Annotated in this window: 24 protein-coding genes; 12 read left to right on the plus strand and 12 right to left on the minus strand. The window is 72.1% G+C overall.

The annotated features are described in order from the left end of the window. The first annotated feature begins 71 nt into the window (after positions 1–71). A complete protein-coding gene (locus ASE27_RS04130; RefSeq protein ID WP_056646090.1) occupies positions 72–1,349 on the plus strand; it encodes a winged helix-turn-helix domain-containing protein in 1,278 nt (425 codons plus the stop codon). A 191-nt stretch (positions 1,350–1,540) separates the two neighbouring features. Next, positions 1,541–4,540, plus strand: coding sequence for a preprotein translocase subunit SecA (secA, locus tag ASE27_RS04135; RefSeq protein ID WP_056646093.1), 3,000 nt, complete (start codon positions 1,541–1,543; stop codon positions 4,538–4,540). Between the two features lie 30 nt (positions 4,541–4,570). Here the strand turns inward: secA and ASE27_RS04140 are convergent, their stop codons facing one another. Then, positions 4,571–5,089, minus strand: a complete 519-nt coding sequence (locus ASE27_RS04140) for an Rv3235 family protein (protein WP_235535344.1) — start codon at positions 5,087–5,089, stop codon at positions 4,571–4,573. Between the two features lie 120 nt (positions 5,090–5,209). Next, entirely contained in the window at positions 5,210–6,235 is a 1,026-nt protein-coding gene (locus ASE27_RS04145; RefSeq protein ID WP_056646095.1) for a LysM peptidoglycan-binding domain-containing protein, read from the minus strand. A gap of 176 nt (positions 6,236–6,411) precedes the next feature. On the opposite strand from ASE27_RS04145, the gene ASE27_RS04150 reads away from it, so the two are divergent. Beyond that, entirely contained in the window at positions 6,412–6,948 is a 537-nt protein-coding gene (locus tag ASE27_RS04150; RefSeq protein ID WP_235535345.1) for a hypothetical protein, read from the plus strand. A gap of 123 nt (positions 6,949–7,071) precedes the next feature. Here the strand turns inward: ASE27_RS04150 and ASE27_RS04155 are convergent, their stop codons facing one another. Further along, the gene (locus tag ASE27_RS04155; RefSeq protein WP_056646101.1) at positions 7,072–7,287 is read right to left on the minus strand and encodes a helix-turn-helix domain-containing protein; all 216 of its coding nucleotides are present in this window, start codon (positions 7,285–7,287) and stop codon (positions 7,072–7,074) included. 210 nt (positions 7,288–7,497) lie between these two features. Here ASE27_RS04155 and ASE27_RS04160 point away from each other — a divergent pair, with 210 nt between their 5' ends. Genes ASE27_RS04160 through ASE27_RS04170 form a run of 3 tightly spaced genes read left to right on the plus strand, consistent with a single transcriptional unit; the run spans position 7,498 to position 10,122 of the window. Then, a complete protein-coding gene (locus tag ASE27_RS04160; RefSeq protein WP_056646778.1) occupies positions 7,498–8,187 on the plus strand; it encodes a hypothetical protein in 690 nt (229 codons plus the stop codon). Continuing rightward, a complete protein-coding gene (locus tag ASE27_RS04165) occupies positions 8,184–9,593 on the plus strand; it encodes a hypothetical protein (RefSeq protein ID WP_056646104.1) in 1,410 nt (469 codons plus the stop codon). The genes ASE27_RS04160 and ASE27_RS04165 overlap by 4 nt, the downstream gene beginning before the upstream one ends. A 4-nt stretch (positions 9,594–9,597) precedes the next feature. Further along, positions 9,598–10,122: a hypothetical protein gene (locus ASE27_RS04170; protein WP_056646107.1), complete on the plus strand. Its 525-nt coding sequence runs from the start codon at positions 9,598–9,600 to the stop codon at positions 10,120–10,122. Between the two features lie 112 nt (positions 10,123–10,234). On the opposite strand, the gene hisN is transcribed toward ASE27_RS04170, so the two are convergent. The 5 genes from hisN to ASE27_RS04195 all read right to left on the minus strand — a co-directional run bounded on the left by hisN (position 10,235) and on the right by ASE27_RS04195 (position 15,142). Continuing rightward, a complete protein-coding gene (hisN, locus tag ASE27_RS04175) occupies positions 10,235–11,014 on the minus strand; it encodes a histidinol-phosphatase (protein WP_056646111.1) in 780 nt (259 codons plus the stop codon). A gap of 3 nt (positions 11,015–11,017) precedes the next feature. After that, entirely contained in the window at positions 11,018–12,151 is a 1,134-nt protein-coding gene (locus ASE27_RS04180; protein ID WP_056646781.1) for a ribosome small subunit-dependent GTPase A, read from the minus strand. Further along, complete coding sequence (gene aroA, locus ASE27_RS04185; RefSeq protein WP_056646113.1) at positions 12,151–13,494, minus strand: 3-phosphoshikimate 1-carboxyvinyltransferase; 1,344 nt, start codon at positions 13,492–13,494, stop codon at positions 12,151–12,153. Before aroA ends, ASE27_RS04180 begins: the two co-directional genes overlap by 1 nt. A gap of 203 nt (positions 13,495–13,697) precedes the next feature. Continuing rightward, on the minus strand, positions 13,698–14,324 hold the full coding sequence (locus tag ASE27_RS04190; RefSeq protein WP_056646116.1) for a DoxX family membrane protein: 627 nt from the start codon (positions 14,322–14,324) through the stop codon (positions 13,698–13,700). A gap of 272 nt (positions 14,325–14,596) precedes the next feature. Next, complete coding sequence (locus tag ASE27_RS04195) at positions 14,597–15,142, minus strand: ferritin (RefSeq protein WP_056646120.1); 546 nt, start codon at positions 15,140–15,142, stop codon at positions 14,597–14,599. A 212-nt stretch (positions 15,143–15,354) separates the two neighbouring features. Between ASE27_RS04195 and ASE27_RS04200 the strand changes: the two genes are divergently transcribed. Further along, positions 15,355–16,161: a sigma-70 family RNA polymerase sigma factor gene (locus tag ASE27_RS04200; RefSeq protein WP_056646784.1), complete on the plus strand. Its 807-nt coding sequence runs from the start codon at positions 15,355–15,357 to the stop codon at positions 16,159–16,161. Beyond that, the gene (gene rsrA / locus ASE27_RS04205; RefSeq protein ID WP_082608480.1) at positions 16,158–16,481 is read left to right on the plus strand and encodes a mycothiol system anti-sigma-R factor; all 324 of its coding nucleotides are present in this window, start codon (positions 16,158–16,160) and stop codon (positions 16,479–16,481) included. The genes ASE27_RS04200 and rsrA overlap by 4 nt, the downstream gene beginning before the upstream one ends. Before the next feature lie 199 nt (positions 16,482–16,680). Here rsrA and ASE27_RS21155 read toward each other — a convergent pair whose 3' ends face one another. Continuing rightward, positions 16,681–16,755 (minus strand): 50S ribosomal protein bL37, encoded by a 75-nt coding sequence (locus tag ASE27_RS21155; protein ID WP_156968370.1) that lies wholly within the window; start codon positions 16,753–16,755, stop codon positions 16,681–16,683. A 149-nt stretch (positions 16,756–16,904) separates the two neighbouring features. Between ASE27_RS21155 and ASE27_RS04210 the strand changes: the two genes are divergently transcribed. From ASE27_RS04210 to ASE27_RS04220, 3 genes are read left to right on the plus strand one after another with little or no spacing between them, the layout of a single operon-like run. After that, positions 16,905–17,858 (plus strand): DUF4097 family beta strand repeat-containing protein, encoded by a 954-nt coding sequence (locus tag ASE27_RS04210; protein ID WP_068625390.1) that lies wholly within the window; start codon positions 16,905–16,907, stop codon positions 17,856–17,858. After that, positions 17,858–18,460 carry a PadR family transcriptional regulator gene (locus ASE27_RS04215; protein WP_056646799.1) on the plus strand — a complete coding sequence of 201 codons (603 nt, stop codon included), beginning with the start codon at positions 17,858–17,860 and terminating at the stop codon, positions 18,458–18,460. Before ASE27_RS04210 ends, ASE27_RS04215 begins: the two co-directional genes overlap by 1 nt. Then, positions 18,457–19,386: a DUF4097 family beta strand repeat-containing protein gene (locus tag ASE27_RS04220; RefSeq protein WP_056646123.1), complete on the plus strand. Its 930-nt coding sequence runs from the start codon at positions 18,457–18,459 to the stop codon at positions 19,384–19,386. Before ASE27_RS04215 ends, ASE27_RS04220 begins: the two co-directional genes overlap by 4 nt. Before the next feature lie 141 nt (positions 19,387–19,527). Here ASE27_RS04220 and ASE27_RS04225 read toward each other — a convergent pair whose 3' ends face one another. Further along, a complete protein-coding gene (locus ASE27_RS04225; RefSeq protein WP_235534437.1) occupies positions 19,528–20,160 on the minus strand; it encodes a GDSL-type esterase/lipase family protein in 633 nt (210 codons plus the stop codon). Between the two features lie 119 nt (positions 20,161–20,279). Further along, positions 20,280–21,194: an aldose 1-epimerase family protein gene (locus ASE27_RS04230; RefSeq protein WP_056646804.1), complete on the minus strand. Its 915-nt coding sequence runs from the start codon at positions 21,192–21,194 to the stop codon at positions 20,280–20,282. A gap of 147 nt (positions 21,195–21,341) precedes the next feature. Here ASE27_RS04230 and ASE27_RS04235 point away from each other — a divergent pair, with 147 nt between their 5' ends. Continuing rightward, positions 21,342–22,337 (plus strand): aldo/keto reductase, encoded by a 996-nt coding sequence (locus tag ASE27_RS04235; protein ID WP_056646126.1) that lies wholly within the window; start codon positions 21,342–21,344, stop codon positions 22,335–22,337. A gap of 82 nt (positions 22,338–22,419) precedes the next feature. Here the strand turns inward: ASE27_RS04235 and ASE27_RS04240 are convergent, their stop codons facing one another. Beyond that, a complete protein-coding gene (locus tag ASE27_RS04240; protein WP_056646129.1) occupies positions 22,420–26,265 on the minus strand; it encodes a multifunctional oxoglutarate decarboxylase/oxoglutarate dehydrogenase thiamine pyrophosphate-binding subunit/dihydrolipoyllysine-residue succinyltransferase subunit in 3,846 nt (1,281 codons plus the stop codon). Between the last annotated feature and the right edge of the window lie 33 nt (positions 26,266–26,298).

Here is a 26,298-nt window from a genome sequence, read left to right on the forward strand (position 1 = left end):
CCGTCGGCGTGCGCCCTGCACCGCGTGGCCCGTGCGGTGTGACGCGGCGCGTGTCAGGGGGGACGGGCAGGATGGGTCGGGTGAAGACCGAGACCATGTCGCTCGCCCAGGCTCGCCGCGTCGCGCTCGCCGCGCAGGGTCTGCACGCCCCCCGGCCCGACGACGGCGCGGCGCCCCGGCAGGTCACGCTGCGGCACGTCCAGCGCACCGTGGACCGCCTGGGGCTGCTCCAGATCGACTCGGTCAACGTCCTGGCCCGGGCGCACCTGGTCCCGCTCTACTCACGGCTCGGTCCCTACGACGTGACCCTGCTCGACCGCGCGGCGGGCCGGGCGCCGCGCCGGCTCGTGGAGTACTGGGGGCACGTGGCCTCGTACGTACCGCCCGAGACCTACCGGCTCCTCGAGTGGCGCCAGCGTGCCTACCGGACCGAGGCGTGGGGGGCCATCAGCGGGGTCGAGCTGTCGCACTCCGCGGTGGTCGAGCACGTCCGGGGGATCGTCGCGGAGCGTGGACCGATCACGGCCGGCGAGGTCCACGAGCTGCTCGAGGCGCAGGGCATGGGCGAGGCGCGCACCACGACAGAGTGGGGCTGGAACTGGTCGCTCGCCAAGCGGGCCCTCGAGTTCCTCTTCTTCACGGGTGAGATCACGGCCGCGCGCCGCAACGCGGCGTTCGAGCGGTGCTACGACCTGACCGAACGCGTCCTTCCCCCCGCGGTCGTCGCGGCCCCACCCGTGAGCGACCAGGACGCGGTCCGCCGGCTCCTGGAGATCGGGGCCAGGGCGCACGGGGTCGGGACGCTGCGCTGCTTCCGCGACTACTTCCGGCTCAAGGGGCCGGCCCCACGTCGTGCGCTCGACGAGCTCGTCGAGGACGGCGTGCTCCGGCCCGTCGAGGTGCGGGGTTGGGACGAGACCACGTATCTCCACCGTGACGCCGTGCTCCCGCGCCGGGCCCAGGGGCGCGCGCTGCTCAGCCCGTTCGACCCGCTCGTGTTCGAGCGCACGCGGCTCGAGCAGCTGTTCGGCACTCGCTACCGCATCGAGATCTACGTGCCCGCGGCCAAGCGGGTCCACGGCTACTACGTCCTGCCGTTCCTCCAGGGGGACCGCATCACGGCCAAGGTGGACCTCAAGGCGGACCGCCGTGCGGGCGTCCTGCGGGTCCTCGCGGCCCACCGCGAGGAGTACGCGGACACGGAGACCGCCCCGGCGCTCGCGGCCGAGCTGCGCCTCATGGCGGGCTGGCTGGGGATGGCGAGCGTCGCCGTCGGGCCAGCGGGGGACCTCGCTCCCGCGCTCGCCGCTGAGCTCGCCCAGGTCCCGGTCCAGGGCGCCGCGGGGTAGGCGTCCCGGGCGGCCGGCGATGGGGGGTTTCGCCGCAGAGCGAAACCCCCATCGCCGGACAGAAGCCCTACCACGCTCGGGACTCGCCTACGATGGTCTGTGGTGTGATCCAGCCGACTGCCGAACGGTGGTCGCCTCGCATTCGCCCCGGACCGTCCGGCCCGGGGGCGCGATCGATACGGGAGTACTGCGTGCCTGCGATCCTCGAGAAGGTCCTGCGCTTCGGCGAGGGCCGGATCCTGAAGAAGTTGTCCGGCCTGGCTGAGCAGGTCAACAAGCTGGAGCCCAGCTTCGAGGACCTCAGTGACGAGGAGCTGCGCGAGGAGACGGACCGCTTCAAGGAGCGGATCGCGAACGGGGCGACGCTCGACGAACTGCTCCCCGAGGCCTTCGCCGCCGTCCGCGAGGCGGCTCGCCGCACCCTGGGTCAGCGCGCCTACGACGTGCAGCTCATGGGTGGCGCCGCCCTGCACATGGGCAACATCGCGGAGATGAAGACCGGTGAGGGCAAGACCCTCGTCGGGACGTTCCCGGCGTACCTCAACGCGCTGTCCGGCAAGGGCGTCCACGTCGTCACGGTCAACGACTACCTCGCCAAGTACCAGAGCGACCTGATGGGCCGCGTGTTCCGCGCCCTCGGCCTCACGACCGGCTGCATCATCTCGGGGCAGACCCCGGCGGTCCGCCGCGAGCAGTACGCCGCGGACATCACGTACGGGACGAACAACGAGTTCGGCTTCGACTACCTGCGCGACAACATGGCGTGGAGCACCGACGACCTGGTGCAGCGCGGCCACAACTACGCGATCGTCGACGAGGTCGACTCGATCCTCATCGACGAGGCGCGCACGCCGCTCATCATCTCGGGTCCTGCGTCGGGCGACGCGAACCGCTGGTACGGCGAGTTCTCCAAGGTGGTCCGCCGCCTGAACCCGGAGACCGACTACGAGGTCGACGAGAAGAAGCGCACCATCGGTGTGCTCGAGCCCGGTATCGCGAAGGTCGAGGACTACCTCGGCATCGACAACCTGTACGAGTCGCTCAACACGCCGCTCATCGGGTTCCTCAACAACGCGATCAAGGCCAAGGAGCTCTTCAAGCGCGACAAGGACTACGTCGTCCTCAACGGCGAGGTCATGATCGTCGACGAGCACACCGGTCGTATCCTCGCGGGCCGCCGCTACAACGAGGGCATGCACCAGGCGATCGAGGCCAAGGAGGGCGTGCAGATCAAGGCGGAGAACCAGACGCTCGCCACGATCACGCTCCAGAACTACTTCCGCCTGTACGACAAGATCTCGGGAATGACCGGTACGGCCGACACCGAGGCCGCCGAGTTCCAGGGCACGTACAAGCTGGGTGTCGTCCCCATCCCCACGAACCGCAAGATGCAGCGCGTGGACCAGCCGGACCTCGTCTACAAGAACGAGGAGGGCAAGTTCGACGCGGTCGTCGCGGACATCGTCGAGCGCCACGCCGAGGGGCAGCCGGTCCTGGTGGGCACCACGAGCGTCGAGAAGTCCGAGCTGCTGTCGTCCAAGCTCAAGAAGCAGGGCGTCCCGCACGAGGTCCTCAACGCCAAGCAGCACGAGCGTGAGGCCGCGATCGTCGCGCAGGCCGGCCGCAAGGGCTCGGTCACGGTCGCGACCAACATGGCCGGTCGTGGGACGGACATCATGCTCGGCGGCAACGCCGAGTTCATGGCCGTCGCTGACCTCGCGGCCCGTGGGCTCGACGCCACGGAGAACCCGGACGAGTACGAGGCCGCCTGGCCCGAGGCCGTCGAGCGTGCCAAGGCCGCGGTGGCCGCGGAGCACGACGAGGTCAAGGAGCTCGGCGGGCTGTACGTGCTCGGCACCGAGCGTCACGAGTCGCGCCGTATCGACAACCAGCTGCGTGGTCGTTCCGGCCGTCAGGGTGACCCGGGCGAGTCCCGGTTCTACCTGTCGATGCAGGACGACCTGATGCGTCTGTTCAACTCGAGCCTCGCCGAGTCCATGATGAACCGTGCGGGCTTCCCGGACGACGTGCCGCTCGAGTCCAAGATCGTCACGCGCGGCATCGCGAGCGCGCAGGGCCAGGTCGAGGCGCGCAACTTCGAGATCCGCAAGAACGTCCTCAAGTACGACGACGTCCTCTCGCGTCAGCGCACCGTCATCTACGACGAGCGTCGCCGCGTCCTCGAGGGCGAGGACATGCAGGAGCAGATCCAGCACTTCATCACCGACGTCGTCACGGCGTACGTCGACGGCGCCACGTCCGAGGGGAACCCGGAGCACTGGGACCTCGAGGGCCTGTGGACGGCGCTGCGCGCGGTCTACCCGGTCTCGATCGAGGTGGACGAGGTCGTCGAGCAGGCCGGGGGAGCCACGCGCCTGACGCGTGAGCTGATCCTCGAGGAGATCCTGTCCGACGCACGCGTGGCCTACCAGGACCGTGAGGCGTCGCTCGGGAGCTCCAACATGCGTCAGCTCGAGCGCCGCGTGGTGCTCTCGGTGCTGGACCGCAAGTGGCGTGAGCACCTCTACGAGATGGACTACCTCAAGGAGGGCATCGGCCTGCGCGCCATGGCGCAGCGCGACCCGCTCGTCGAGTACCAGCGCGAGGGCTTCCAGCTCTTCCAGGCCATGACCGAGGCCATCAAGGAGGAGTCGGTCGGCTTCCTGTTCAACCTCGAGGTCAAGGTCGCCGAGCCCACCACACCCGCGGTCAACCCGTTGTCTGCCGCTGCGGCCGCGCAGTCGGCCGCGGGTCAGGCGTTCGGCGGGACGGCCGGGGCTGCGGCCGCAGGTGCTGCCGTGGCGGCGGCCGCCGCCGCGAAGGCCGCCGCTGAGGCCCAGGCCGTGCAGGACGAGCCGGTCGCCGACGAGGTCGTGGACGCGCCCGTCGAGGGCGCTCCTGCGGCCGCCGAGGCTCCTGCGCCGCAGGCCGAGCCCACGCTCATCGCGAAGGGCCTCGACGGCCCGGGCGAGCAGATCCCGCTGCAGTACTCGGCGCCGTCGGACGACGGCTCGGGCCAGACCGTGGTCTCGGGCGACGGCTCGCGCCGCGCTCGCCGCGCCCTGCACGGCGAGGCGACCGCGGTCGAGGGTGACGGGCGCACGTTCCCCGGTACGCCCCGCAACGCCAAGTGCCCCTGTGGCTCGGGCAAGAAGTACAAGCTCTGCCACGGGTTGAACGAAGAGGAGTAGTCCTCGCCCGAGGAGCACTGCGAGCGGCGGTCAGCCGATCTCGAGGACCACGACGCGCCACACGCCGCGCCGGGCCTCGAGTCGGACGGCCGCCGCTCGTACTCTTTCCATGTCCTCCAGGACGATCGTGGCCTCGGCGGCCGCGTCGCCGAGTCGCAGCAGCCGGGCCCGACGGATCGCCACGGGGCGGGAGGCAGCGACGCGGTCCGGCGCGTCGTGCGCGAGCTGGGCGCGGCGACCGATCGCGTCGAACACGTCGGGGGCGAGCCAGCGCTGGAGCTGTGCGACAGGCCGCTCGCCTCGCAGGACCTCGACCGCGGCGCGCACGACCGAGCAGCAGAGCGAGGTCGGGTCCGGTAGGACTGTCTCCGTCGCGGTGACCACGGGCCGCCCGCTCTCCGCCAGGTCCTCGGAGTGCGGGAACTGGGGTGGGCCGCCGAACGTCAGGACGCGTACCGATCGGCGGGCGGCCCGCGGCAGGGTCGCGACGGACTCGTGACGCGGGGCAGCGCCGGAACGGACGGCTGGGTGCTCCGTGGAGATCGACATGGTGCTCCTTCGGGGTGCGGCAGGGGACCGGGCCGCTCGTGCGGGCGCCGGTGACGAGATGCTGAACCGACCTGGTGGCCGGTTCGGGAGGTCTGCCGAGGCGGTCGCCCCGGGGTGAGATCAGGGGGACGGGGGTGCGCTGAGGATCTGGCCAGGCTTGATGAGGTCGGGGTCGTCACCGATGACGTCCTGGTTGGCGTCGAACCACCGCCGACACTCGGCGGCCACCTGGGCGTCCGAGGCCTCGCTGCCCAGGCGTCGCTCTGCGAGCGACCACAGGGTGTCGCCGCGGAGCACCACGATCTCCACGACCGAAGGTGCGGGCGCGGCGGGATCCGACGCCGTGGCCGGCGAAGGGGTCGCGGCCCGCGCTGGTGAACCGAGCAGCGTGCCGAGAGGGACGTGCGCGGGACGTGGCGTGCTGTGTTCCGGCTCCTCGGGCGAGTCGGCCGGCGGTGCTTCCCTGACCGTCGGGACCGGGGTGGTCGATGCAGGCGGCTGCGCTGCGGCGTGGGGAGTCGGCTCGGCGGACGGTCCGGACGTCGGTGAGGGTGACCGGGGGGCGGCCCCGGTGGGGGCGGGACCGGACGAAGGTGCCGGCACGGCCAGGGGATCGCTCGCGGACGGGCCTACGGCGGGCATGTGTCCCGCATCGTCGACCGAGCTGTCGGTCTGCGGGGTGGGCTGCCAGCCCAGGTCGACGACGAGGGATCCGTTCGTGCTGCCCTCCGGTACGGGCGGCAGCTCGGCTGCCTGCGCGGCGCCGCCCCCCAGGGCCAGCCCGGCTCCCACCGAGAGCGAGACGCCGATGCTGGCCAGTCGACGGACGGCGGCAGGTGCATGGCGCAGCACGAGACGCTCACCTGTGTCCCATCGTCGCCCGAGGGCCTGGGCGACCACGCAGACGAGGGCCAGGGCCGAGGTCAGGGCGACCCACGCGGCGAGCACCGCGCCGACGGCGAGCACGAGGATCTCGAGGTGCACCTCGACGCGTGGCGTCGGCAACGACTGGGCGATGCGGCCTCCCCGTGCGGCGAGCAGGGCTGCAGCGAGCCCGGTCGCCATCGAGACGACGACGAGCGCTGCGAGCCGTGGTGCGCGTCGACCGTGCTCGTCGTCCCGCCCGTGCTGAACCTGTTGCGCCATTGCTTCCCCCTGAAGACGGTGACTTCCGTGCATGCACGACGATCATCGCGTTTGATCGCGTTTGATCGCGTTTGATCTCGTTACATCAAACTCGATCCCGCTTGCCCTGTCCAGAGGAAGTTCGCACCGCGGACAGGTCTGGACGAAACCCCCCGGGGAGGCGCTAGCGTGTGCGCGTGCGCTGGGACCTCTTGTTCGCCGATCTCGCGGCGCAGCTCGACGCTGCCGAGGCCGTTGACGAGGTGCAGACCATCGCCGAGCTCACCCGCGCGGAGCAGGGGACGATCCTGCTGACGGACCGGCTGCGCGCGGCCGTGGGCGCCTTGCTCGACCTTCACCTGGTCGACGGTCACCGCCTCGCAGCAGAGGTGCGCGACGTGGCCCCCGAATGGGTCCTCCTGGCCGAGAGGTCACGCCAGCACGTCGTGCCGCTGACGGCGATCGCGTCGATCCACGGCCTGACCCGTCACGCCGTGGCGCCGACGTCTCGCACTGAGGCGGGCAGGTCGCTCGGCGCTGCGCTGCGTGCACTCATGCGCGACCGCGCGCCGGTCCGCGTCCGGACCCGGTCGGGGCAGGTGGACGGCCGGATCGCACGGGTCGGCAGGGACCACCTGGACGTCGAGGAGCTGAGCCACGAGCAGCCGGGCAGAGCGGCGCGCACGGGTCGGCTCGTGCCGTTCTCCGCGCTGGTGTGCGTGAGCGAGACCTAGGGGACGGCGCAGGGGGATGCAGGGGAGCAGGGGGAGAGGGGACCGGCGGCGACGCGGGTCGGAGGAGACGCGCCGCGGGACGACAGGCTTCGTCGAGGGACGATCTCGACGAGGTCGACCGTCTCAGCCCTCGAAGTCGCCGGCGTCGATGCGCGTGCGCGTCTGCTGGTACAGGCGCTGGATGTATCCCTCGAGCTCGGTGGCCTCGACTCGCCACTGCCCGCGCCCGCCGACCTGGATCGCCGGCAGGTCGCCGCTGCGGACCAGGGCGTACGCCTGTGCTGCGGAGATGTTGAGCTCCTCCGTCACGTCGGCGAGGGTGAGGAAACGCGGTGCCATGGCGACATTCTTCCACGAGGCACCAGATGGACGGAGTTGTCCACAGCCACCCCGAGGTCACCTCCCACCTCGACGCCCCAGCGGCCATGATGTGCACGAGCACGCCGTCAGGCTCCGCTCGAGGTCCGGGTCGTGGCACGCGCCGACCCGCACCGTCCGACCTTGCCCGACCCCGCCCACCCTGGGACCGACCCGACGAAACGGATCCTCATGACGAGCACGATCGACCGCCTGCCCACCCCGACGGTGGCACGCGTGCGCAGGCCGACCTGGCGCGACCCGCGACTCGTGCTCGGGATCGTCCTCGTGGCCGGGTCCGTGGCGCTCGGGTCGTGGGCCGTGTCCACCGCAGGACGGACGGTCGCGGTCTACGCCGCGGCAGGGCCGCTCACGCCCGGCGAGACGCTCGACGTGAGAGCTCTCCGGACCGTCGAGGTCCGCCTCGGGGCGCAGGAGGACGACTACTTCGTCGCGGGCGAGGCCGTGCCCCAGGATCTCGTGGCGCTGCGCGTCGTCGGGGACGGAGAGCTCGTCCCGCGCAGCGCCGTCGGTGACGCGGCCGAGCTCGCAGTCCGTCCCGTGGCGATCTCGGTCACCGGAGGGTTGTCGGACCGGGTCACGGACGGCGCCCTCGTGGACATCTGGTTCGTCCCGGACCCGGACACCACCACGGGAGCGGGCGGCGCCGGCAACGACGTCGTCCCGGCGCCGGAGCCGCCGCACGAGCTCGTGGGCCAGGTCGTCGTCGCACAGGTCGCGGAGGCGTCGAGCACCCTCGTCACCGGCGGCGCGACGACGCTCCACGTGCTCGTCCCGACCGACTCGTTGCCCGAGGTCCTGGGGGCTCTCGCGGCCGAGGGCGAGATCGCCGTCGTGCCCGTCGCCGGGGGAGCGTCATGACCCTCGGACCGACCGGGCCCCTGGCCTCCGTCCTGTGCGCCGTGCGCGGCGACACCGAGACGATCGTCGTGACCGCCCTGACCCGCCCAGGTTCGGGGGTCTCGGTCGCGCGCCGTTGCGCGGACCTCACCGAGCTCCTGGCCGCAGCGGGCGCGGGCGCGGGGACCGCAGCGGTGATCTCGGCCGACCTGCCAGGCATCGACCGGGAGGCCGTGGCCCATCTGCACGAGCACGGGGTGCGGGTCGTGGCCCTCACCGACGGGCAGAGCTGGCTCGCCGACCGGTTGCGGGCGATCGGGATCGACGTGGTCCTCGACGAGGAAACCCCCGCTTCGGTGCTCGTCGAGACGGTGCGCGACGAGGCGCGGGGGCGCGGCGGCGCAGGACGTGCCGACGCGCCAGGAGCGCCCCCGCCAGGGCGAGGCCCCGGTCGGCCGGGCGACGAACCACCGGTGCCGGTCGAGTCTCGACGCGGACGGGTGCTCGCCGTCTGGGGTCCCACGGGCGCCCCCGGGCGCACCACGGTCGCGGTGCACCTCGCGGCAGAGCTGGCGGGACTGGGACCCGAACGCGGGACCCGGCGACGAGGACGTCGGAAGGAGGGGCCGCCGTCGGGCACGGGATCCGGTCCCGACGACGTGCTCCTGGTCGACGCGGACACCTACGCCGGATCCGTGGCCCAGCACCTCGGGCTGCTCGACGAGTCGTCCGGGATCGCCGCCGCGGCCCGCAGTGCGGGGAACGGCACGCTCGATCTGGCCGGTCTTGCCCGCCTCGCCCCCGAGGTCGTCCCGCACCTGCGCGTGCTCACCGGGATCGCCCGCGCCGCGCGCTGGCCCGAGCTCCCGGGCTCGTCGCTCGACGTCGTCTGGGAGCACGGTCGGGCGCTCGCGGACTGGACCGTGATCGACTGCGGGTTCGGGATCGAGCAGGACGAGCTCCTCACCTACGACACCCGGGCTCCCCAGCGCAACGGCGCGACGCTCAGCGCGCTCGCCGCGGCGGATGCCGTGCTCGTCGTGGGCGGGTCGGACGCCGTCGGGATCCAGCGGCTCGTGCGGGGGCTCACCGATCTCGCCGAGTCGGGTGCGGCGGCCGGTGCGCTGAAGATCGTCGTCGCGAACAGGGTCCGCGCCTCGGCCGCCGGGCCACGCCCCGAGGCGGCCGTCCGGGACGCCCTCGGCAGGTACGGGGGAGTCGTCGACCTGCACGCGCTGCCCGACGACCGGTCCTCGCTCGACGCGGTGCTCCTCGCGGGGCGGACACTCGCCGAGTCCGCCCCCGAGGCGCCGGTGCGGCGTGCGATCGCGGCCCTGGCGCAGCGGGTACGGACCGAGCTCGGAGCAGTGCCGGTGGCTCCCGCGCCGGGCGGACCACGCGAACGCGTCCCGGAACCGGCACACTGATCCCATGCGCATCTACGTTCCCGCCACCGTCGACGAGCTCGACGCCGTCACCGTGACCGGCGACGAGGCCGTGTGGTCCCTCGCTCCGCGAGCCGCTCACGCCGTCACGTCCGCCCTCTCCCGCGAGCTGCCCGACGAGGACGAGGAGGGCCTGGAGTTCGCCGCGGCCCTCGAGGCCGCCGACGACTCCCTCGCCCTCATCGCCGGCCGGGTCGGCGCCCCGCGTCAGCGCCTCGTCGTGACCGTCGACGTGCCCGACGAGATGGTCTCGCTGACCGAGCCCCGCGGCGGCGAGACCGCCGAGGACGTCGCGCCCAGCGCGGTCGAGGTGACCGCGACCATCCCGGAGGTGCGGATCGTGTGCGTCCACGTCGACGAGCCCGAGGCCGCGACCGACATCGCCGACGTCTTCGCGGCGGCCGACGAGGACCGTGACGAGGACCTCGACGCGGCCCTCGACCGCGTGAGCGAGCGCGACCTGCTCTGGTACGACTGGTCGGAGCTCAAGAGCGTGCCGCGCGCGAAGTAGTCGTGCCCAGAACGAGGTTGTGGTCGCTATCCCACGGACAACGACCACAACCTCGTTCTCGGCCGGTACAGCAAGGTGCACCGGCACCCGTCAGCGGCTCACGACGGACCCGTCAGGACAGCCGGCCCAGGATCTCGTCGTGCAGCAGCCCGTTGGTCGCCACGGCGTTGCCGCCCCACGGTCCGGGCGCGCCGTCGAGCGACGTGAAGGTCCCGCCCGCCTCGGTCACGATGGGGACCAGGGCGGCCATGTCGTAGAGCTCGAGCTCGGGCTCGGCCGCCGCGTCCACGGCACCCTCCGCGACGAGCATGTAGGACCAGAAGTCGCCGTAGGCGCGCGTGCGCCAGGTCTCGCGCGTCAGGTCGAGGAACGCGTCGAGCCTGCCGCGCTCCTCCCAGCCGGACAGCGACGAGTAGGACAGCGACGCGTCCTCGAGCCTGCTGACCTTGGACACGTTCAGGCGGCTCGCGGCCGCGAGCGAACGCCCCGTCCATGCGCCCGTGCCCTTGGCGGCCCACCAGCGGCGGCCCAGCGCGGGGGCCGACACGAGCCCCACGACGACCTCGTCGCCGTCGGCCAGCGCGATGAGCGTGGCCCACACGGGGACGCCGCGCACGAAGTTCTTGGTCCCGTCGATGGGGTCGACGATCCAGCGCCGCGCACCGTGCCCGGACTCGCCGAACTCCTCACCGACGATCGCGTCGCGACCCCGAGCCCGCGAGAGGTGGCTGCGGATGATCTCCTCAGCCGTGCGGTCCGCGTCGCTGACCGGGGTGTTGTCCGGCTTGGACTCCACGGTCAGGTCGAGGGCCTTGAAGCGGGACATGGTGTGGGAGTCGACCTGGTCGGCGATCACGTGAGCCAGGCGCAGGTCGTCGTCGTAGGTCGGCATGGCTCACACCGTACCGGTGCGCGCGGCCAGCAGGCGGCGGAACGACTCGACACGCGTCGTGCGCGCCGCCTTCTCGTCCTCGGGCGAGGCCTCGAGCCAGTCGTCGAGCGCGCAGTCGGGCGCGCCGTCGAGGTGCGTGCAGCCGCGGGGGCAGTCCTCGGCGACCACGTCGAGGTCGTCGAAGGCCTTGAGGAGGTTCTCGACGTCGACGTGCGCGAGCCCGAACGAGCGCACGCCGGGCGTGTCGATGACCCAGCCGGCAGGGTTGCCGTCGGCGTCGGGCAGGCGCAGCGCGACCGCCGACGTCGAGGTGTGCCGACCGCGTCCCGTCACGTCGTTGACGACGCCCGTGGCGCGATACGCGTCCGGGACGAGCGCGTTGACGAGCGTCGACTTGCCGACCCCCGAGTGGCCCACGAGCACCGACGTGCGGCCCTCGAGCTCGGCCCGCACGGCCTCGAGCGGTTCGATGCGCCACGCGTCCTCGGTCGTGTCCGAGCTGTTGTGCCCGGGCTCGTCGCCGTGCCCGCCCTGCCCTGCCCCGTCGGAGGCGTCGGCAGTCGCGTCGTCGTGCACCCGGCGCGTCACGACGACCTTGACCCCGATGGGCTCGTAGAGCTCGCGCAGGGGCGTCGCGTCCGCGAGATCCGCCTTGGTGAGGCACAGCAGGACGTCCATGCCGGCGTCGTACGCGGCCACGACGCAGCGGTCGATCATGCGCGTGCGGGGCTCGGGCTGGGCCAGGGCCGTGACGATCACGAGCTGGTCCGCGTTCGCCACGATGATGCGCTCGTACGGGTCGGTGTCGTCGGCCGTGCGGCGCAGGGTCGAGGTGCGCTCCTGGATGCGCACGATCCGCGCGAGCGTGCCGTCCTCGCCCGTGGTGTCCCCGACGATGTCCACGCGGTCCCCGCACACCACGCGGTTGCGGGTCAGCTCGCGGGCCTTCATCGCGAGGATGGTGCGTTCCTCGGGGGTGTTCTCGTCGAGCAGGAGCGTGTAGCGCCCGCGGTCGACGCCCGTGACGAGCCCGGTCTCGGCGTCCTCGTGCTGAGGGCGCTGCTTGGTCCGCGGGCGCGAGTTCTTGTTGCTCGCCCGGTCGTGGAAGTCGGACTCGTCGCGGACGCGCCGAGCCATCAGCTCGCCGATCCCTCGGCCGTCAGCATGCGGTCCCACATGGCCGTGAAACCGGGCAGGGTCTTGGCGGTCGTCTCGACGTCCTCCACGAGCACGCCCGGCACGCGCAGCCCGATCAGTGCCCCCGAGGTCGCCATGCGGTGGTCGTGGTACGTCCGGAACGTGGCGCCGTGCAGCGGGCGCGGGGTGATGACGAGGCCGTCGTGCGTCTGCTCGGCCTGCCCGCCGAGGCGCGTGATCTCGGTCGCGAGCGCTGCCAGACGGTCGGTCTCGTGCCCGCGCAGGTGCGCGATGCCGCGCAGCCGGCTGGGGGAGTCGGCCAGCGCGGCGAGCGCCGCGATGGTCGGGGCGAGCTCGCCGGCCTCGTGCAGGTCGATGTCGATCCCGCGGATCTCGCCGGTCCCGGTCACGGACATGACGCCGCCCGCCAGCTCGGCCCGGCCGCCCATCGCGGTGAGGAGCTCGGCCATCATGGCGCCCGGCTGGGTAGTGACCGAGGGCCAGCCCGGCACGCGCACCGTGCCGCCGACCACGAGGGCCGCGGCGAGGAACGGTCCCGCGTTCGAGAGGTCGGGCTCGACGTAGACGTCGCGCGCGGCGATGGGCCCGGGCGACACGGTCCAGGTCAGGGGGCGCGAGTCGTCGACCTGCACGCCGACCTCGCGCAGGACCTCCACGGTCATGTCGATGTGGGGCACGCTCGGGAGCGTGGGGCCGACGTGGCGCAGCGTGATGCCCTGGTCGAACCGGGCCGCGGCCAGGAGGAGCCCCGAGACGAACTGGCTCGACCCCGACGCGTCGACGTCGACGGTCCCGCCGCGCACCGCGCCGTGGCCCGTGATGGTGAAGGGCAGGGTGTCCTGTCCCTCGACGGGCACGCCCAGGTCGCGCAGCGCGTCGAGGACGGGTCCCATGGGGCGCACGCGGGCGCCCTCGTCGCCGTCGAACCGCACGGTGCCGTCGGCCAGGGCGGCGACCGCAGGCACGAAGCGCATGACCGTGCCCGCGAGCCCGCAGTCGATCTGTGCCGGGCCGCGCAGTGCACCGGGCGTGACGTGCAGCTCGCTGGGGACGTCGCCCTCGGTGATGCCCACACCCAGGTCGCGCAGCGCGCCGGCCATGAGGTCGGTGTCGCGGCTGCGCAGCGCGCCGCGCAGCACGCCCGGCCCGTCGGCGAGGGCCGCGAGGACCAGGAGGCGGTTGGTGAGCGACTTGGAGCCGGGGACCGCGACGGTCGCGTCGAGCGGGGAGCCGGCGGTCGCGCCGGTCCGGCTGGGCGCGGGCCAGGCGGCCGGGTCGAGGGCGGTCTCGTCGGAGCGGGCGGCAGGAAGGTCGCTGGTCACATGCCCCAGGTTATTGCACGGGGTGCGAGGAGCGGGCTTCCGTCCCGTGCGCGGCGGGGTCCCGACGGCGCGGCGCACCGCCAGCGCACCGTCACCTGCTGCGCGCTCTCACCGGCCCGACGGCGCCGCTCGCCGTGGTGCAGCGGTCCAGGTCCCGTGCGGGTCGCCCAGGGGTCCGGCTGCGAGCGACCGCACAGGCGTCGTCAGGAGGAGACGGCGCCCTTGACGGTGTCGACGGTGGACCGGGTCGCCGAGCTCGCGGCGCGGCGGGCCTTCCGCGAGGCATGCGCGGCGCTGTCCGACACGGTGTGCGCGGCCTTCTCGGCCGTGGAGCTGATCGTGTGCTTGGCGGTGTCGACCTGGTGCTTGACGTTCTTGGCCAGCGCGAGGTCCTTGCGCGCGCGGTCCACGCGCCAGCGGACGCCGGGTCGGCCCTCGTAGTCGGCACCGGCGATGAGCGCTGCGCCGATCGCACCGACGTTCGCGACGAACTTCCGGGTGCGCACGTCGCGGGGCACGTCGCTCGGGGTGAAGGGCTGGTTGACGACCGCGAGCGGCACGCTGAGCGCCGCGAGCGTGAGCGCGGCCGTGCGGGGGGCCTTGCCGAACGCGAGGAAGAGTCCGGCGACAGCGGTCGTGGCGCCGTGCACACGGACCAGGGCCGCGACCTGCTTCTCGCTGAGCGGGTCCTCGACGCCGAGCTGCTGCCCGACCAGGCTCACGCCGCGGCGGGCGGCGCGCACGTGCTCGGCGGGCTTGAGGGCGGCCTGCACGCCGTCGTAGATGAACCAGGAGGCCAGCATGGGCCTCGCGACGTGACGCAGCAGCATCGGTGGATCTCCTTCGTCGAGCGGGGGCCGCGGGCAGCGGCCGGGTCCGGGACGCCGGGGACGTCGTCGGTGCGTCCAGCCTGTCCCATCGCTGCTCAGCATGCCACCGGGCGTGCCACCTCACGGCGACGCGCGCCGGGGGAGCGGGGTGATCGAGGGCCAGGCGCCGGTCAGCGCCCGGGGCGAGCGCCGCCGTCGGGCACGACGCTCCAGGGCCGCGCACGGCGAGGGCGGAGCCGGGACGAGCCCGGCTCCGCCCTCGGTGCGTCAGGTCAGATCGCGCCGCCCGCTGCCTCGGGGGCGTCGGCGGACTCGCCGGCATCCCCGATGGTCTCGCGCGCGACGTAGTTCTCGAGGTCGAACAGGTTCTCGCCCGCGCGTCGGGCGACCGTCAGGAGAGTGGTGGCCGAGGCCACCTCCTCGACCTGCTCCTTGAGGAACCACAGGAGGAACTGCTCGCCGAGCGCGTCGCCCTCCTCGCGGGCCGCGCGGAAGATGGCCTCGATCTGGTCGGTGACCTGCTTCTCCTGGTCGAGCGCGAGCTGGAGCGGTTCGATGACCGAGTCGAAGTCGTTGCGGACCGCGCCCGTGCCGGGGATCGTGATGTCGAGGTCACGGTCCAGGTGGTACTGGACGATCATCATGGCGTGGTTGCGCTCCTCGACCGACTGGCGGTAGAAGTGCGCCGCGAGCTGGGGCAGGTCGTGGGAGTCGAACCACACGGCGATGGCGATGTACTGCTGGTGGGCGTCGAGCTCGTGGCCGACCTGCTCGCGCAGGAGCGTGCGGAACCTGGAGTCGGAAGTCGTGGTCGTCATGCGCCTCACGCTAGCGAGGATCGGCACGGAGCACACCCGATGGTTGCCTGTCCTCACCGAGCGCAGCCTTGCCTGTGCCCGGCGTGGTGTGCGGGGGAGCGGGTCCGTCCGGCCGGAGGAGCCCGGGCCGAGAGGCCTGGTGGAGGTTCGCGACGAGCGGCCCGCCGAGGCGCCGTGGGAATGCCGGCAGAGGCCCGACGGTTGTGCTGAGCGTGACATGTGTACTGGAAGCGGAAGCCGACAAGAGCGCCACCGCTGCACCGAGCCTGGAGGTCGTGCCGTTCGGCGCGATCGCCCCTTCAGCGCTCTCGGCGGACGCCCGACCATCTGGGGGACTAGGCTCGTTGTCGATGACGGATCAGATCAGCAGCAGCGCAGGCGACCTCGCGGGAGCCGACGACGCCGAGGACACCAACCGGGCTCCGGCCACGGAGAGTGACGCGGCGCGTTCGGCGCGCTTCGAGCAGGACGCCCTGGTGTACCTCGACCAGCTCTACTCGGCCGCGCTGCGCCTGACGCGCAACCCGACCGACGCGGAGGACCTGGTCCAGGAGACCTTCACCAAGGCGTTCGCGGCGTTCCACCAGTACCGTCCTGACACGAACCTCAAGGCCTGGCTCTACCGGATCCTCACGAACACGTTCATCAACAACTACCGCAAGAAGCAGCGCGAGCCGCTGCAGTCCGCGGCAGAGGACGTCGAGGACTGGCAGATCCACCGTGCGGCGTCCCACACGTCGCAGGGGTTGCGCTCGGCCGAGGCCGAGGCGCTCGACAGGCTCCCGGACTCCGACGTGAAGAAGGCGCTCCAGGAGCTGCCGGAGGACCGTCGCATGGCCGTGTACTACGCGGACGTCGAAGGGTTCCCGTACAAGGAGATCGCCGAGATCATGGGCACGCCGATCGGGACCGTGATGTCGCGGCTCCACCGTGGTCGGCACCAGCTGCGTGATCTGCTGAGCGACTACGCAAAGGACCGAGGACTGGTGGGGGCCAAGACCCCCGGAGGTGAGTCGTGAGCAAGCAGAACGTGAGCACGGAGGCGGAGGAACCCGTCATCGTGCCGATCCCTCACTCGACCGAGGGCGAGACGGAGTGCGAGCACGCGCTCAAGCACCTGTACGAGTACCTCGACTCGGAGATGACCTCCGACGACGAGGTCCGCATGCGCGCGCACGTCGCGCACTGCTCGCCGTGCCTGGCGGAGCTGAGCGCGGAGGAGCTGGTCAAGCAGCTCGTGCGCCGCTCGTGCCACGAGCAGGCGCCTGCGGAGCTGCGGCTGCGCATCCAGGCGCAGTTCACGGTCCTGCGGACCACCGCGGTGATCGAGACCTTCTGACGTCGGCGCGCCTGCGGGCGTGACGCCGTCGGGCGGGGCATGTACCGCCCGACGGCGGACCGGCCGCTACCGACGGTTCGCCGCGTGGCGGCGAGAAGCACCGAGAACGACGAAAGGGCCTGTCCTCACCGGAGTGAGGACAGGCCCTTTCGTCGCACTCGCCCTCAGGCGCGTGATCGCGGCCCTGGCGGGCTCGTGATCAGGCGTTGGGGCGCTTGCCGTGGTTCGCTGCGCTGCCCTTACGGCTGCGACGCTTGCGTCCGCGCTTGCTCATGGTTGCTCCTCACGCCGGATTCTGTCTGCTCAATGTTCCCACATCCAGGGCTTGTCCTGGTCCAAGACGCGATATATCGTGTGGAGAAAGACGCGATACATCGCGTCATCGACTACCGAGCGGGACACCGCAGGAGCGCGAGGAGAGACATGGCGACCGAGAGCTGGACCGTGACGGGTCCCCAGACCATCGACGTCGGGCCCGTGAGCCGCCTCGACGCGAACCTGCTCAACGGGCGCATCGACGTCGTGGTGCACGACGAGCCCGGCGTCCGCGTCGAGATCCACTCGATCGAGGGCCGGCCGCTCGAGGTGCGTCTCGAGGGCGACCGCCTCCGGGTCGGGTACTCGCCCACGGGTGGCTGGCAGGGCTTCCTCGACTCGTTCCGCAACTACCGCGGCAAGGACCGTGCAGACGTCTACGTGGGCGTGCCGGCCCACGTCGCGGTCAAGCTCGCGACCGTGCGCGGCGACGGCCTCGTCGCCGGGACGCACGCCAAGGTCTCGGTCGCGACCGTGGGCGGGTCCGTGATGACGACCCAGACCACGGGCGCGGTGCGGGTCGACACCGTCTCGGGCGAGGTCACGGTGCGTGACCACGTCGGCACGCTCGTCATGGACTCGGTCTCGGGTGACCTCACGGCCTCGGGCGCGCTCAGCGACGTCAAGCTCAACACCGTGTCCGGGAACGTCACGCTCGACTCGAGCAGCACGCCCGACTCCATGAACGTCAACGCCGTCTCGGCCGACGTCCTGGTCCGCGTCCCCGAGCCCGACGCGCTCGACTACGCGCTGCGCTGCGTGAGCGGCCGGCTCGTGGTCGACGGCGTCGAGCACCGGGGCACGCCCGGGGGCGCCTACCGCCAGGGTGGTCCGGCCGCGGCCCCCGGCAAGCGGCTCCAGGTCAACTCGGTCTCGGGCAACGTGACGGTCCTGCGCGGCGATCCCGAGCAGCCCGTGACATGGGGGGCGCCGACCGGGCACGGGGTCCCCGACGACGCCCCGACCGACGCGTACCCAGGCTACGGAGCGCCGTGGGGCACCGCAGGCGTGCAGGCGCCGTGGACGGCAGGCGGGCCCGCGGACGGACCGGCGGACCGCTGATGGCCTCCGTCTTCGCCCACGGCGAGCTGCGCCTCTACCTCCTCGCGCTGCTCGAGTCGGGCCCCAAGCACGGGTACGAGCTCATGACCGAGCTCTCCGACCGCTTCGGCGGCACCTACCGGCCGAGCGCGGGCACCATCTACCCGCGCCTCGCACGGCTCGAGGAGGAGGGGCTCGTGCGTCGCAGCGACGAGGCCCGCAAGTCCACCTACGAGCTCACGCCCGCGGGCCGGGCCGAGGTCATGGCCCGCCAGGCCGACGTCGCGGCGCTCGAGGACGGGATCGCGCAGACCGTCCGGACACGGGCGCAGGCGCTGCGCACCGACATCGAGGGCTCGATGCAGGGCCTGCGCGCCGAGCTCGCGGCCGCGGCCCAGGAAGCCCGGGTGCGACCGCGCCCCGCGGCGCCCCCGGACCCCCGGCGCGGCGAGTCCTACGCGCGACGCGTCGAGGCCGAGGCGCTCGTCCAGCGGTTCCGCGACGACGTGCGCGCCGACCTGCGGCAGGCCGACGCGAGCAGCGCCGTGACGGACCTGACCCTCGAGACGCTGCGCACCGTGCTCGACTCGGCACGCCGGGCCGTCCGGGGGACGCTCCGATGACGGGCCACGACACGCCGCCGCCGCCCCCTGATCCGCGTCCGGGCGACCAGGGAACCGAGGACCAGCACCACCAGAACGTCCAGCAGCACGACGACCGGCACGACACGCAGACGCAGAAGGAGAACGACATGGGCACCGAGTCCTGGGTCATCGCAGCACCGCAGCAGATCGAGGTCGGCGAGGTGGCCTCGCTCGTCGTGGGCCTCACGAACGGCGCTGTCGAGGTCGTGAGCGACCCGACACGCGAGTCCGGCGCGAGCGTCGACGTCACCGAGGTGGGCCCGCGGCCCCTGCACGTCACGTCGCACGCGGGCGAGCTCCGCATCGCCTACGACTTCGCCGGGGTCGAGGGCGTCGTGGACCGCGTCCGCGGTCTCAAGGACAAGGACACCGCGACCCTGCGCGTCGTGCTCCCGGCGCACCTGCCCGTGAAGGTCTCCACGGCACGCGCCGCGGTCTCCGTGACGGGCACCCGCGCGGACGTCTCGGTCACCACGGCGGACGGTGCCGTGACGGTCGACGACACGGCCGGCGTGCTCGCGGTGAAGTCCGCGGCCGGACGGGTCGCCGTGACCGCGCACGAGGGGGACGTCCGGGTCGGCACCGCCTCGGGCCGCGTCGAGGTCGGCGGACGGCTCGGCCGGGTCACGGCCAGCACGGTCACGGGAGACGTGGTCGTCGAGGCCCGCGAGACCACGCCGCTCGTGACCGCCAAGACCGTCTCGGGAGACGTGACGCTCCGCCTCGGACCGGGGGCGGGGGTCAACCTCAAGGCGCGTGCCGTCACGGGCAAGGTCGTGCTCGACGGCGCCCCGCTGCCCAGCACGCAGTCGCGCACCACGGCGGTCGACCACTCCGACGGCACGAGCGGTGCCTACGTCTCGGCCAGCTCGATCTCGGGGAACCTCACGGTCTCGCGGGCCTGAGGCTCCATCGCCCGCAGGGGCGCGACGAACAGCGGCTCGTGCCCCGGGTAGGGGCACGAGCCGCTGTGGTCTGTCGTCGTCCTGATCGGCCGCCGCACGACGGCCGTCCTCGGCCAACGCGGGGCGACGTGCTCGCCCGGCCTACGCGACGTCGTCGGGCAGGCCCAACCAGGCGTGCCAGCCCGTGTGCAGGACGAGCCAGGCCATGAGCCCGTAGCCCGCCTGCCCCGGGTACCCGCCCACCCCCGTCGCGAGGTCCGCGAGCCACTGCTCGTGCGTCACGAGCGGCGTGAACGTGTCGACGTACGGGACCCGTCGCCGGTTCGCCACGTCGGCGAACGCCCCCGACAGCTCGGCGAGGCGGTCGCTGTCCTCGGGGCGGCCCGGCGGGGGGCCCACCACGAACACCGGGAGCCTGCGCTGCTCGGCCACGTCCAGCACGTTCGCGAGGTTGAGGCGCGACCTGGCCACCGACAGGCCGGCGTCCAGGTCGTGCCGCCCGAGCGCGATGACGAGACGGTTGTCCGACTCCGGGTCCGGGTGGAACCGCTTGGCCGACTCGAGGTCCCAGCGCTGGCTCATCGCCGTGGTCGTCTCGCCCGGGATCGCGAGCGGGAAGACCATCGCCGTCCCGGGGAAACGGGTGCGGGCGACGACGCGCCCCACCCAGCCGAGGCCCTTGGCGTCGCCGACGCCCGCGATCAGCTCGTCGCCGACCACGCAGATCCGTACTTCAGGTTCTCCCACGGTGATGTGCTCCTCGTTCGCTCGCACACCATTGTCTGTCACGACTGGGGTCCCGTGCGGGAGGTCGGGCCCGACGGACGGCAACTGGTGCCGGAGGCGACCATGAAGGTGACCGGCGGCACAGCGTCGCGCAGGGCCCGACCGGCTCAGAGCAGCGTGGCGCCCCACGTCGCCTCGTGCGACGCGCCCGGAGCGAGGCGCACCAGGCGCTCGCCCGAGCGGAACGCGTCCGCGATGCAGCTCATGGGCTCGGCCGCCACACCCGTGCGCCGGTACGCCGTGGCCGACACGTGGTCTCCGGTGCAGACCTGCCAGGTGTCCATCGAGGAGTCCATCCAGACCGCGGCCGTGCGGCCGTCGGGGGCGCTGAGCTGCATCCAGGACAGGCCGTCCTCGTCGCGCAGGACGTCGACGTAGGCGTCGTCGAGGTCGATCCCTGCGAGCAGGCGCGGCTCGCGCAGGTCGAAGTCGCCGGTCGCGGGCTCGGTGCCCGTGGGCAGGAGGCGCTCGTCGGTGGTGACCCGGGTGCTCGCGTCGAGGCGCAGCGTGCACTCGTCGACCGACGCGTCACCGGGCGAGAGCCACGGGTGGAACCCGACGCCGTAGGGGGCGTCGGTGCCGCCCACGTTGGTCGTGCGGGTCGTGACGCGCAGGCCGGCGTCGGACAGTGCGTAGGACACGCGAGCGAGGAGGTCGAACGGGTAGCCGGGGGTCGGGACGAGGTGCAGCTCGAGGGTCACGGCCGACGCGGACTGCTCGACGACGTCCCAGCGCTCCCAGCACACCAGGCCGTGGATCGCGGTGCTGCGGGGGACCTCGGTGAGGGGGAGCTGGAGCTCGACGCCGTCGAACGTGTACCGCCCGTCGCGCAGCCGGTTGGGCCAGGGGAGCAGCACCGCTCCGTGGGACGCGGGAGCGAGCTCGGTCTCGGCGAAGGGGGTGAAGACGTCGCGCCCCCCGACCGAGTACTCGCGGATCGTTGCGCCGACCTCCGTGACGGTGACGCGGTGGTCCCCGTGCTCGATGCGGATCTGGGCGCCGGACGGTGGTTTGATGTTCACGATCACATACGTTACTGGGTGCGGAACACCGCGCGAGCAGCGACAGTAGAACCCGGTCGTGCCGCTCACCGCGGGCAGCAGGCCGAGCGACGCACCGTCCCCGGCCCCCGGGCGACGGGAGCACCACCGCAGGACGAGGAGGAACACATGGAACGAGGAGTGCTCGGACGCACAGGAAGGCTGGTCTCGGTCGTCGGGCTCGGCACCTGGCAGCTCGGGGCCGACTGGGGAGAGGTCAGCGAGGACGACGCCCGCGCCGTCCTCGACGCCTCGGCCGAGTCGGGCGTGACGTTCTTCGACACCGCCGACGTCTACGGAGACGGCCGCAGCGAGGAGATCATCGGCTCCTACCTCGCCGACAACCCCGGCGCAGGGATCACGGTCGCGACCAAGATGGGTCGGCGGGCACCACAGGTACCCGAGAGCTACACGCTCGCGAACTTCCGCGAGTGGATCGACCGTTCGCGCCGCAACCTGCGGACCGACCGGCTCGACCTCGTCCAGCTCCACTGCCCGCCCTCGTCGGTCGTCGACGACGACCAGGTCTACGACGCGCTCGACACGCTCGTGGCCGAGGGGGCGATCGCGGCCTACGGCGTGAGCGTCGAGACGGTCGACGAGGCGCTCGCGGCCATCGCTCGACCCGGGACCGCGACGGTGCAGATCATCCTCAACCCGTTCCGGCTCAAGCCGCTCGACGAGGTGCTCCCCGCTGCCTCCGAGGCAGGCGTCGGCATCATCGCCCGCGTCCCGCTCGCCTCGGGTCTGCTGACCGGGAAGTACACGCGCGAGACGACGTTCGCGGAGAACGACCACCGGAGCTTCAACCGGGACGGCTCGGCGTTCGACGTCGGCGAGACGTTCTCCGGGGTCGACTTCGAGACCGGGATCACGGCCGCGGGGGAGTTCACCGCGCTCGTGCACGACGTGCTCGGCCCCGACGTCAGCCCCGCGCAGGCCGCGATCGCCTGGATCTGGCAGCAGCCCGGGGTCTCGACCGTGATCCCCGGGGCGCGCAACGTCGAGCAGGCGCGGGCCAACGCGGAAGCCGGGTCGGCCGAGGTGCTCGGTCCGCTCTTCACGTCCGGTATCCGCGAGATCTACGACCGGTACCTGCGCGAGTCGATCCACGCACGCTGGTAGGTCCGGCGCCCACCACGACGAAGGCCGCCTCCCCGGACGGGGAGGCGGCCTTCGTCGTGCAGCGCTCAGCGAGAGCGTCCGGTCAGCGGGCGAAGGCCTGCTCGAGGAGGACGGCCTGCTGGGCCTGGTGCTTCTTGGCGGTACCCGCAGCGGTCGAGGCCGAGGCGGGACGCGAGACGACGCGCACGCGCGGCATGTCCTCGGGCAGGTTCACGTGGATGAACGACCACGCACCCTGGTTCTCCGGCTCGTCCTGGACCCACACGACGTCGGCTCCCGCGTACTTGGAGAGCTCCGTGCGGATGCCGTCCACGTCGAGCGGGTAGAGCTGCTCGAGGCGCACGATCGCGGTCTTGTCGTCGCCGCGCTTGGTCCGCTCGGCGAGCAGGTCGTAGTAGACACGACCCGTGCAGAGCAGGACCCGGTCCACGTTCGCCGGGTCCACCGAGGCGTCCCCGATCACGGGCTCGAACGTGCCCGTCGTGAAGTCCTCGACCGCCGAGGCAGCGGCCTTGAGGCGCAGCAGCTGCTTGGGCGTGAAGACCACGAGCGGGCGGCGCGGGCGGGCGTACGCCTGCTGACGCAGCAGGTGAAAGTACGACGCCGGCGTCGACGGCTGGGCGACCGTGAGGTTGTTCTCGGCGCACAGCTGGAGGAAGCGCTCGATTCGGGCCGACGAGTGGTCGGGTCCCTGTCCCTCGTAGCCGTGCGGCAGGAGCATGACGACCGAGGAGTTCTGGCCCCACTTCTGCTCGGCCGAGGAGATGAACTCGTCGATGACGGTCTGGGCGCCGTTGACGAAGTCGCCGAACTGCGCCTCCCACAGGACCAGGGCGTCGGGGCGCTCGACCGAGTACCCGTACTCGAAGCCCAGGGCCGCGTACTCGCTCAGCGAGGAGTCGTAGACCCAGAACTTGGCCTGGTCCGCCGACAGGTACAGCAGCGGGGTCCACTCGGCGCCGGTCTCGCGGTCGTGCAGCACCGCGTGACGCTGCACGAACGTGCCGCGTCGCGAGTCCTGCCCGGCCAGGCGCACCGGGGTGCCCTCGACCAGGAGCGAGCCGAACGCGAGCAGCTCGCCGTAGCCCCAGTCGATGCCGCCGTTCGCAGACATCTGGTGACGCTTCTCGAGCAGCTGCGCGAGCTTGGGGTGGACCGTGAAGCCCTCGGGCGGTGCCACGTGCACCTGGCCGACCCGCTCGATGACCGACTGGTCGATCGCGGTCTTCCAACCGACCATCGTGCCGGCGTCCTCGCGCTGGGACTCGGGACGCTCGAGGCCCGCGACGGGCTCCGAGGACGGCGACGGGGTGAAGCCGCCCTCCTTGGTCTCGGTGAACACGCGCTCGAGCTGGGCCTGGTAGTCCTGCAGGACGTGCTCGGCCTCTTCGAGCGTGATGTCTCCGCGGGCGACGAGGTTCTCGGTGTAGAGCTTGCGGACCGAGCGCTTGGCCTCGATGAGGTTGTACATGAGCGGCTGGGTCATCGAGGGGTCGTCGCCCTCGTTGTGACCACGGCGGCGGTAGCAGATCATGTCGATGATCACGTCGCGGTCGAACTGCTCGCGGAACGCGAAGGCGAGCTCGGCGACGCGCACGCACGCCTCGGGGTCGTCACCGTTCACGTGGAAGATCGGGACCTGGTAGCCCTTGGCGACGTCCGTCGAGTACAGCGTGGAGCGCGACGAGGACGGGCCCGTGGTGAAGCCGACCTGGTTGTTGATGATCACGTGGATGGTGCCGCCGGTGCGGTAGCCGCGCAGCTGGGCGAGGTTCAGGACCTCGGGGACCACGCCCTGGCCCGCGAAGGCCGCGTCGCCGTGGATGAGGATCGGCAGCACCGAGAAGCCGTCGCCGCCCAGGTCGATACGGTCCTGCTTGGCTCGCACGATGCCCTCGAGCACGGGGTCCACGGCCTCGAGGTGCGAGGGGTTCGCCGCGAGGTAGACGCGCGTCTGCGCACCCGACTCGGCGGAGAACGTTCCCTCGGTGCCGAGGTGGTACTTGACGTCGCCCGAGCCCTGGACGCTCTTGGGGTCCTGGTTGCCCTCGAACTCCGCGAAGATCTGCGCGTAGCTCTTGCCGGCGATGTTCGCCAGGACGTTGAGGCGACCACGGTGGGCCATGCCGATGCAGACCTCGTCGAGGCCCCCGTCGGCCGCCTTGGACAGGACGGCGTCGAGCAGCGGGATGACGGACTCGCCGCCCTCGAGCGAGAAGCGCTTCTGCCCGACGAACTTGGTCTGGAGGAACGTCTCGAACGCCTCGGCCGAGTTCAGGCGGCGCAGGATGCGCAGCTGGTCCTCGCGCGGCGTGCGGGCGTAGCCCGACTCGAGGCGCTCCTGGAGCCAGCGACGCTGGGCGCGGTCGGCCAGGTGCATGTACTCGATGCCGATCGAGCGGCAGTACGAGTCGCGCAGCAGGCCGAGGATGTCGCGAAGCGTGGACTTCGTCTTGCCGCCGAAACCGCCGGTCGGGAAGGAGCGGTCCAGGTCCCACAGCGTGAGGTCGTGCGTCTGCACGTCCAGGTCGGGGTGCTTGCGCTGACGGTAGGCGAGCGGGTCCGTGTCGGCCATGAGGTGGCCGCGCGAGCGGAACGAGTGGATGAGCTCGGCGATCTTGGCGGGCTTGGCCGCCTCGATCTCGGCGTCCGTCGTGTTGTCGCGGGTCCAGCGGACCGGCTCGTAGGGGATCCGCAGGGCGGCGAAGACGCGGTCGTAGAAACCGTCCTCGCCGATCAGCTTGGTCCCGAGGATGCGCAGGAACTCACCGGACTGCGCGCCCTGGATGATGCGGTGGTCGTAGGTCGACGTGATCGTCAGGACCTTCGAGACGCCGAGGCGGGCGAGCTGCTCGACCGAGGCGCCCGCGAACTCCGCGGGGTAGTCCATGGCGCCGACGCCGATGATGGTGCCCTGACCCTGCATGAGGCGGGGGACCGAGTGCACGGTCCCGATCCCGCCCGGGTTGGTCAGCGAGATCGTGGTGCCCGCGAAGTCGTCGACCGTGAGCTTGTTGCCACGCGCCCGGCGCACGAGGTCCTCGTAGGCGGCCCAGAACTGCGCGAAGTCCATCTGCTCGGCGCTCTTGACGCTCGGCACGAGGAGCTGGCGGGTGCCGTCCGGCTTGGCGAGGTCGATCGCGAGACCGAAGTTGACGTGCGCGGGGTTCTTGACCGCCGGCTTGCCCTCGATCTGCGTGTAGCTCGCGTTCATCGCGGGCATCTCGGTGAGCGCCTCGACGAGCGCGAACCCGATGAGGTGCGTGAACGAGATCTTGCCGCCGCGCCCACGGGCGAGGTGGTTGTTGATGACGATGCGGTTGTCGACCATGAGCTTGGCCGGGACGGCGCGCACCGAGGTCGCCGTGGGCACCTCGAGGCTGGCCTCCATGTTGACCACGACGCGCGCGGCCGGGCCGCGGAGCTTCTGCACGTCGTCGCCGGTCTCGGGCGAGTCGGAGCGGGACGGCGCGGTCGCGACCGCTGCGTACGGCGCGGTCGCGGGCTGTGCCGTCGCGACCGGTCGGGTGGCCTTGATCGCGGCGATCGCCGCGTTGACGGTCGGGTCCGCGGGGACGACGGGCGACCTGCGTCGCTGCGCCGACTCACCGGCGGCCGAGCCGTCGGTCGCGGGGGTGGGGAGCGCTGCGGCGACCGGCGGCTCTGCAGGGGCCTTCGCGGGGATCTGGACGGCAGGAGCAGGGCCGGCGGCGGCGGGGGCCGACGCGCCGTTCACGGGGGCAGGGCTCCCGTTCACCTCGGCAGACTTCTCCCCGGGACGGTAGTCCGCGAAGAAGTCCCACCACGCGGGGTCGACCGCGTTCTTGTCCTGGAGGTATTGCTCGTACAGCTCGTCGACAAGCCATTCGTTGGCGCCGAACACAGAACTAGCTGCGCTGATCGACTCTGACTCAGCCTTCGGGGACACGCGAGGATCGCCCACTTTCACCACTGATCGTCA

Origin of the sequence: Oerskovia sp. Root918 (genome assembly GCF_001428945.1) — a bacterium.
Classification (GTDB): Bacteria; Actinomycetota; Actinomycetes; order Actinomycetales; family Cellulomonadaceae; genus Oerskovia; species Oerskovia enterophila.

Coding starts and splice junctions, on each gene's coding strand:
- ASE27_RS04160 (WP_056646778.1), top strand. CDS start 7,498: ATGACGAGCACGATCGACCGCCTGCCCACCCCGACGGTGGCACGCGTG.
- ASE27_RS04195 (WP_056646120.1), bottom strand. CDS start 15,142: ATGACGACCACGACTTCCGACTCCAGGTTCCGCACGCTCCTGCGCGAG.
- ASE27_RS04140 (WP_235535344.1), bottom strand. CDS start 5,089: ATGTCGATCTCCACGGAGCACCCAGCCGTCCGTTCCGGCGCTGCCCCG.
- ASE27_RS04155 (WP_056646101.1), bottom strand. CDS start 7,287: ATGGCACCGCGTTTCCTCACCCTCGCCGACGTGACGGAGGAGCTCAAC.
- hisN (WP_056646111.1), bottom strand. CDS start 11,014: ATGCCGACCTACGACGACGACCTGCGCCTGGCTCACGTGATCGCCGAC.
- ASE27_RS04165 (WP_056646104.1), top strand. CDS start 8,184: ATGACCCTCGGACCGACCGGGCCCCTGGCCTCCGTCCTGTGCGCCGTG.
- ASE27_RS04215 (WP_056646799.1), top strand. CDS start 17,858: ATGGCCTCCGTCTTCGCCCACGGCGAGCTGCGCCTCTACCTCCTCGCG.
- ASE27_RS04130 (WP_056646090.1), top strand. CDS start 72: ATGGGTCGGGTGAAGACCGAGACCATGTCGCTCGCCCAGGCTCGCCGC.
- ASE27_RS04190 (WP_056646116.1), bottom strand. CDS start 14,324: ATGCTGCTGCGTCACGTCGCGAGGCCCATGCTGGCCTCCTGGTTCATC.
- ASE27_RS04220 (WP_056646123.1), top strand. CDS start 18,457: ATGACGGGCCACGACACGCCGCCGCCGCCCCCTGATCCGCGTCCGGGC.
- ASE27_RS04170 (WP_056646107.1), top strand. CDS start 9,598: ATGCGCATCTACGTTCCCGCCACCGTCGACGAGCTCGACGCCGTCACC.
- ASE27_RS04145 (WP_056646095.1), bottom strand. CDS start 6,235: ATGGCGCAACAGGTTCAGCACGGGCGGGACGACGAGCACGGTCGACGC.
- ASE27_RS04235 (WP_056646126.1), top strand. CDS start 21,342: ATGGAACGAGGAGTGCTCGGACGCACAGGAAGGCTGGTCTCGGTCGTC.
- ASE27_RS04180 (WP_056646781.1), bottom strand. CDS start 12,151: ATGGCTCGGCGCGTCCGCGACGAGTCCGACTTCCACGACCGGGCGAGC.
- ASE27_RS04210 (WP_068625390.1), top strand. CDS start 16,905: ATGGCGACCGAGAGCTGGACCGTGACGGGTCCCCAGACCATCGACGTC.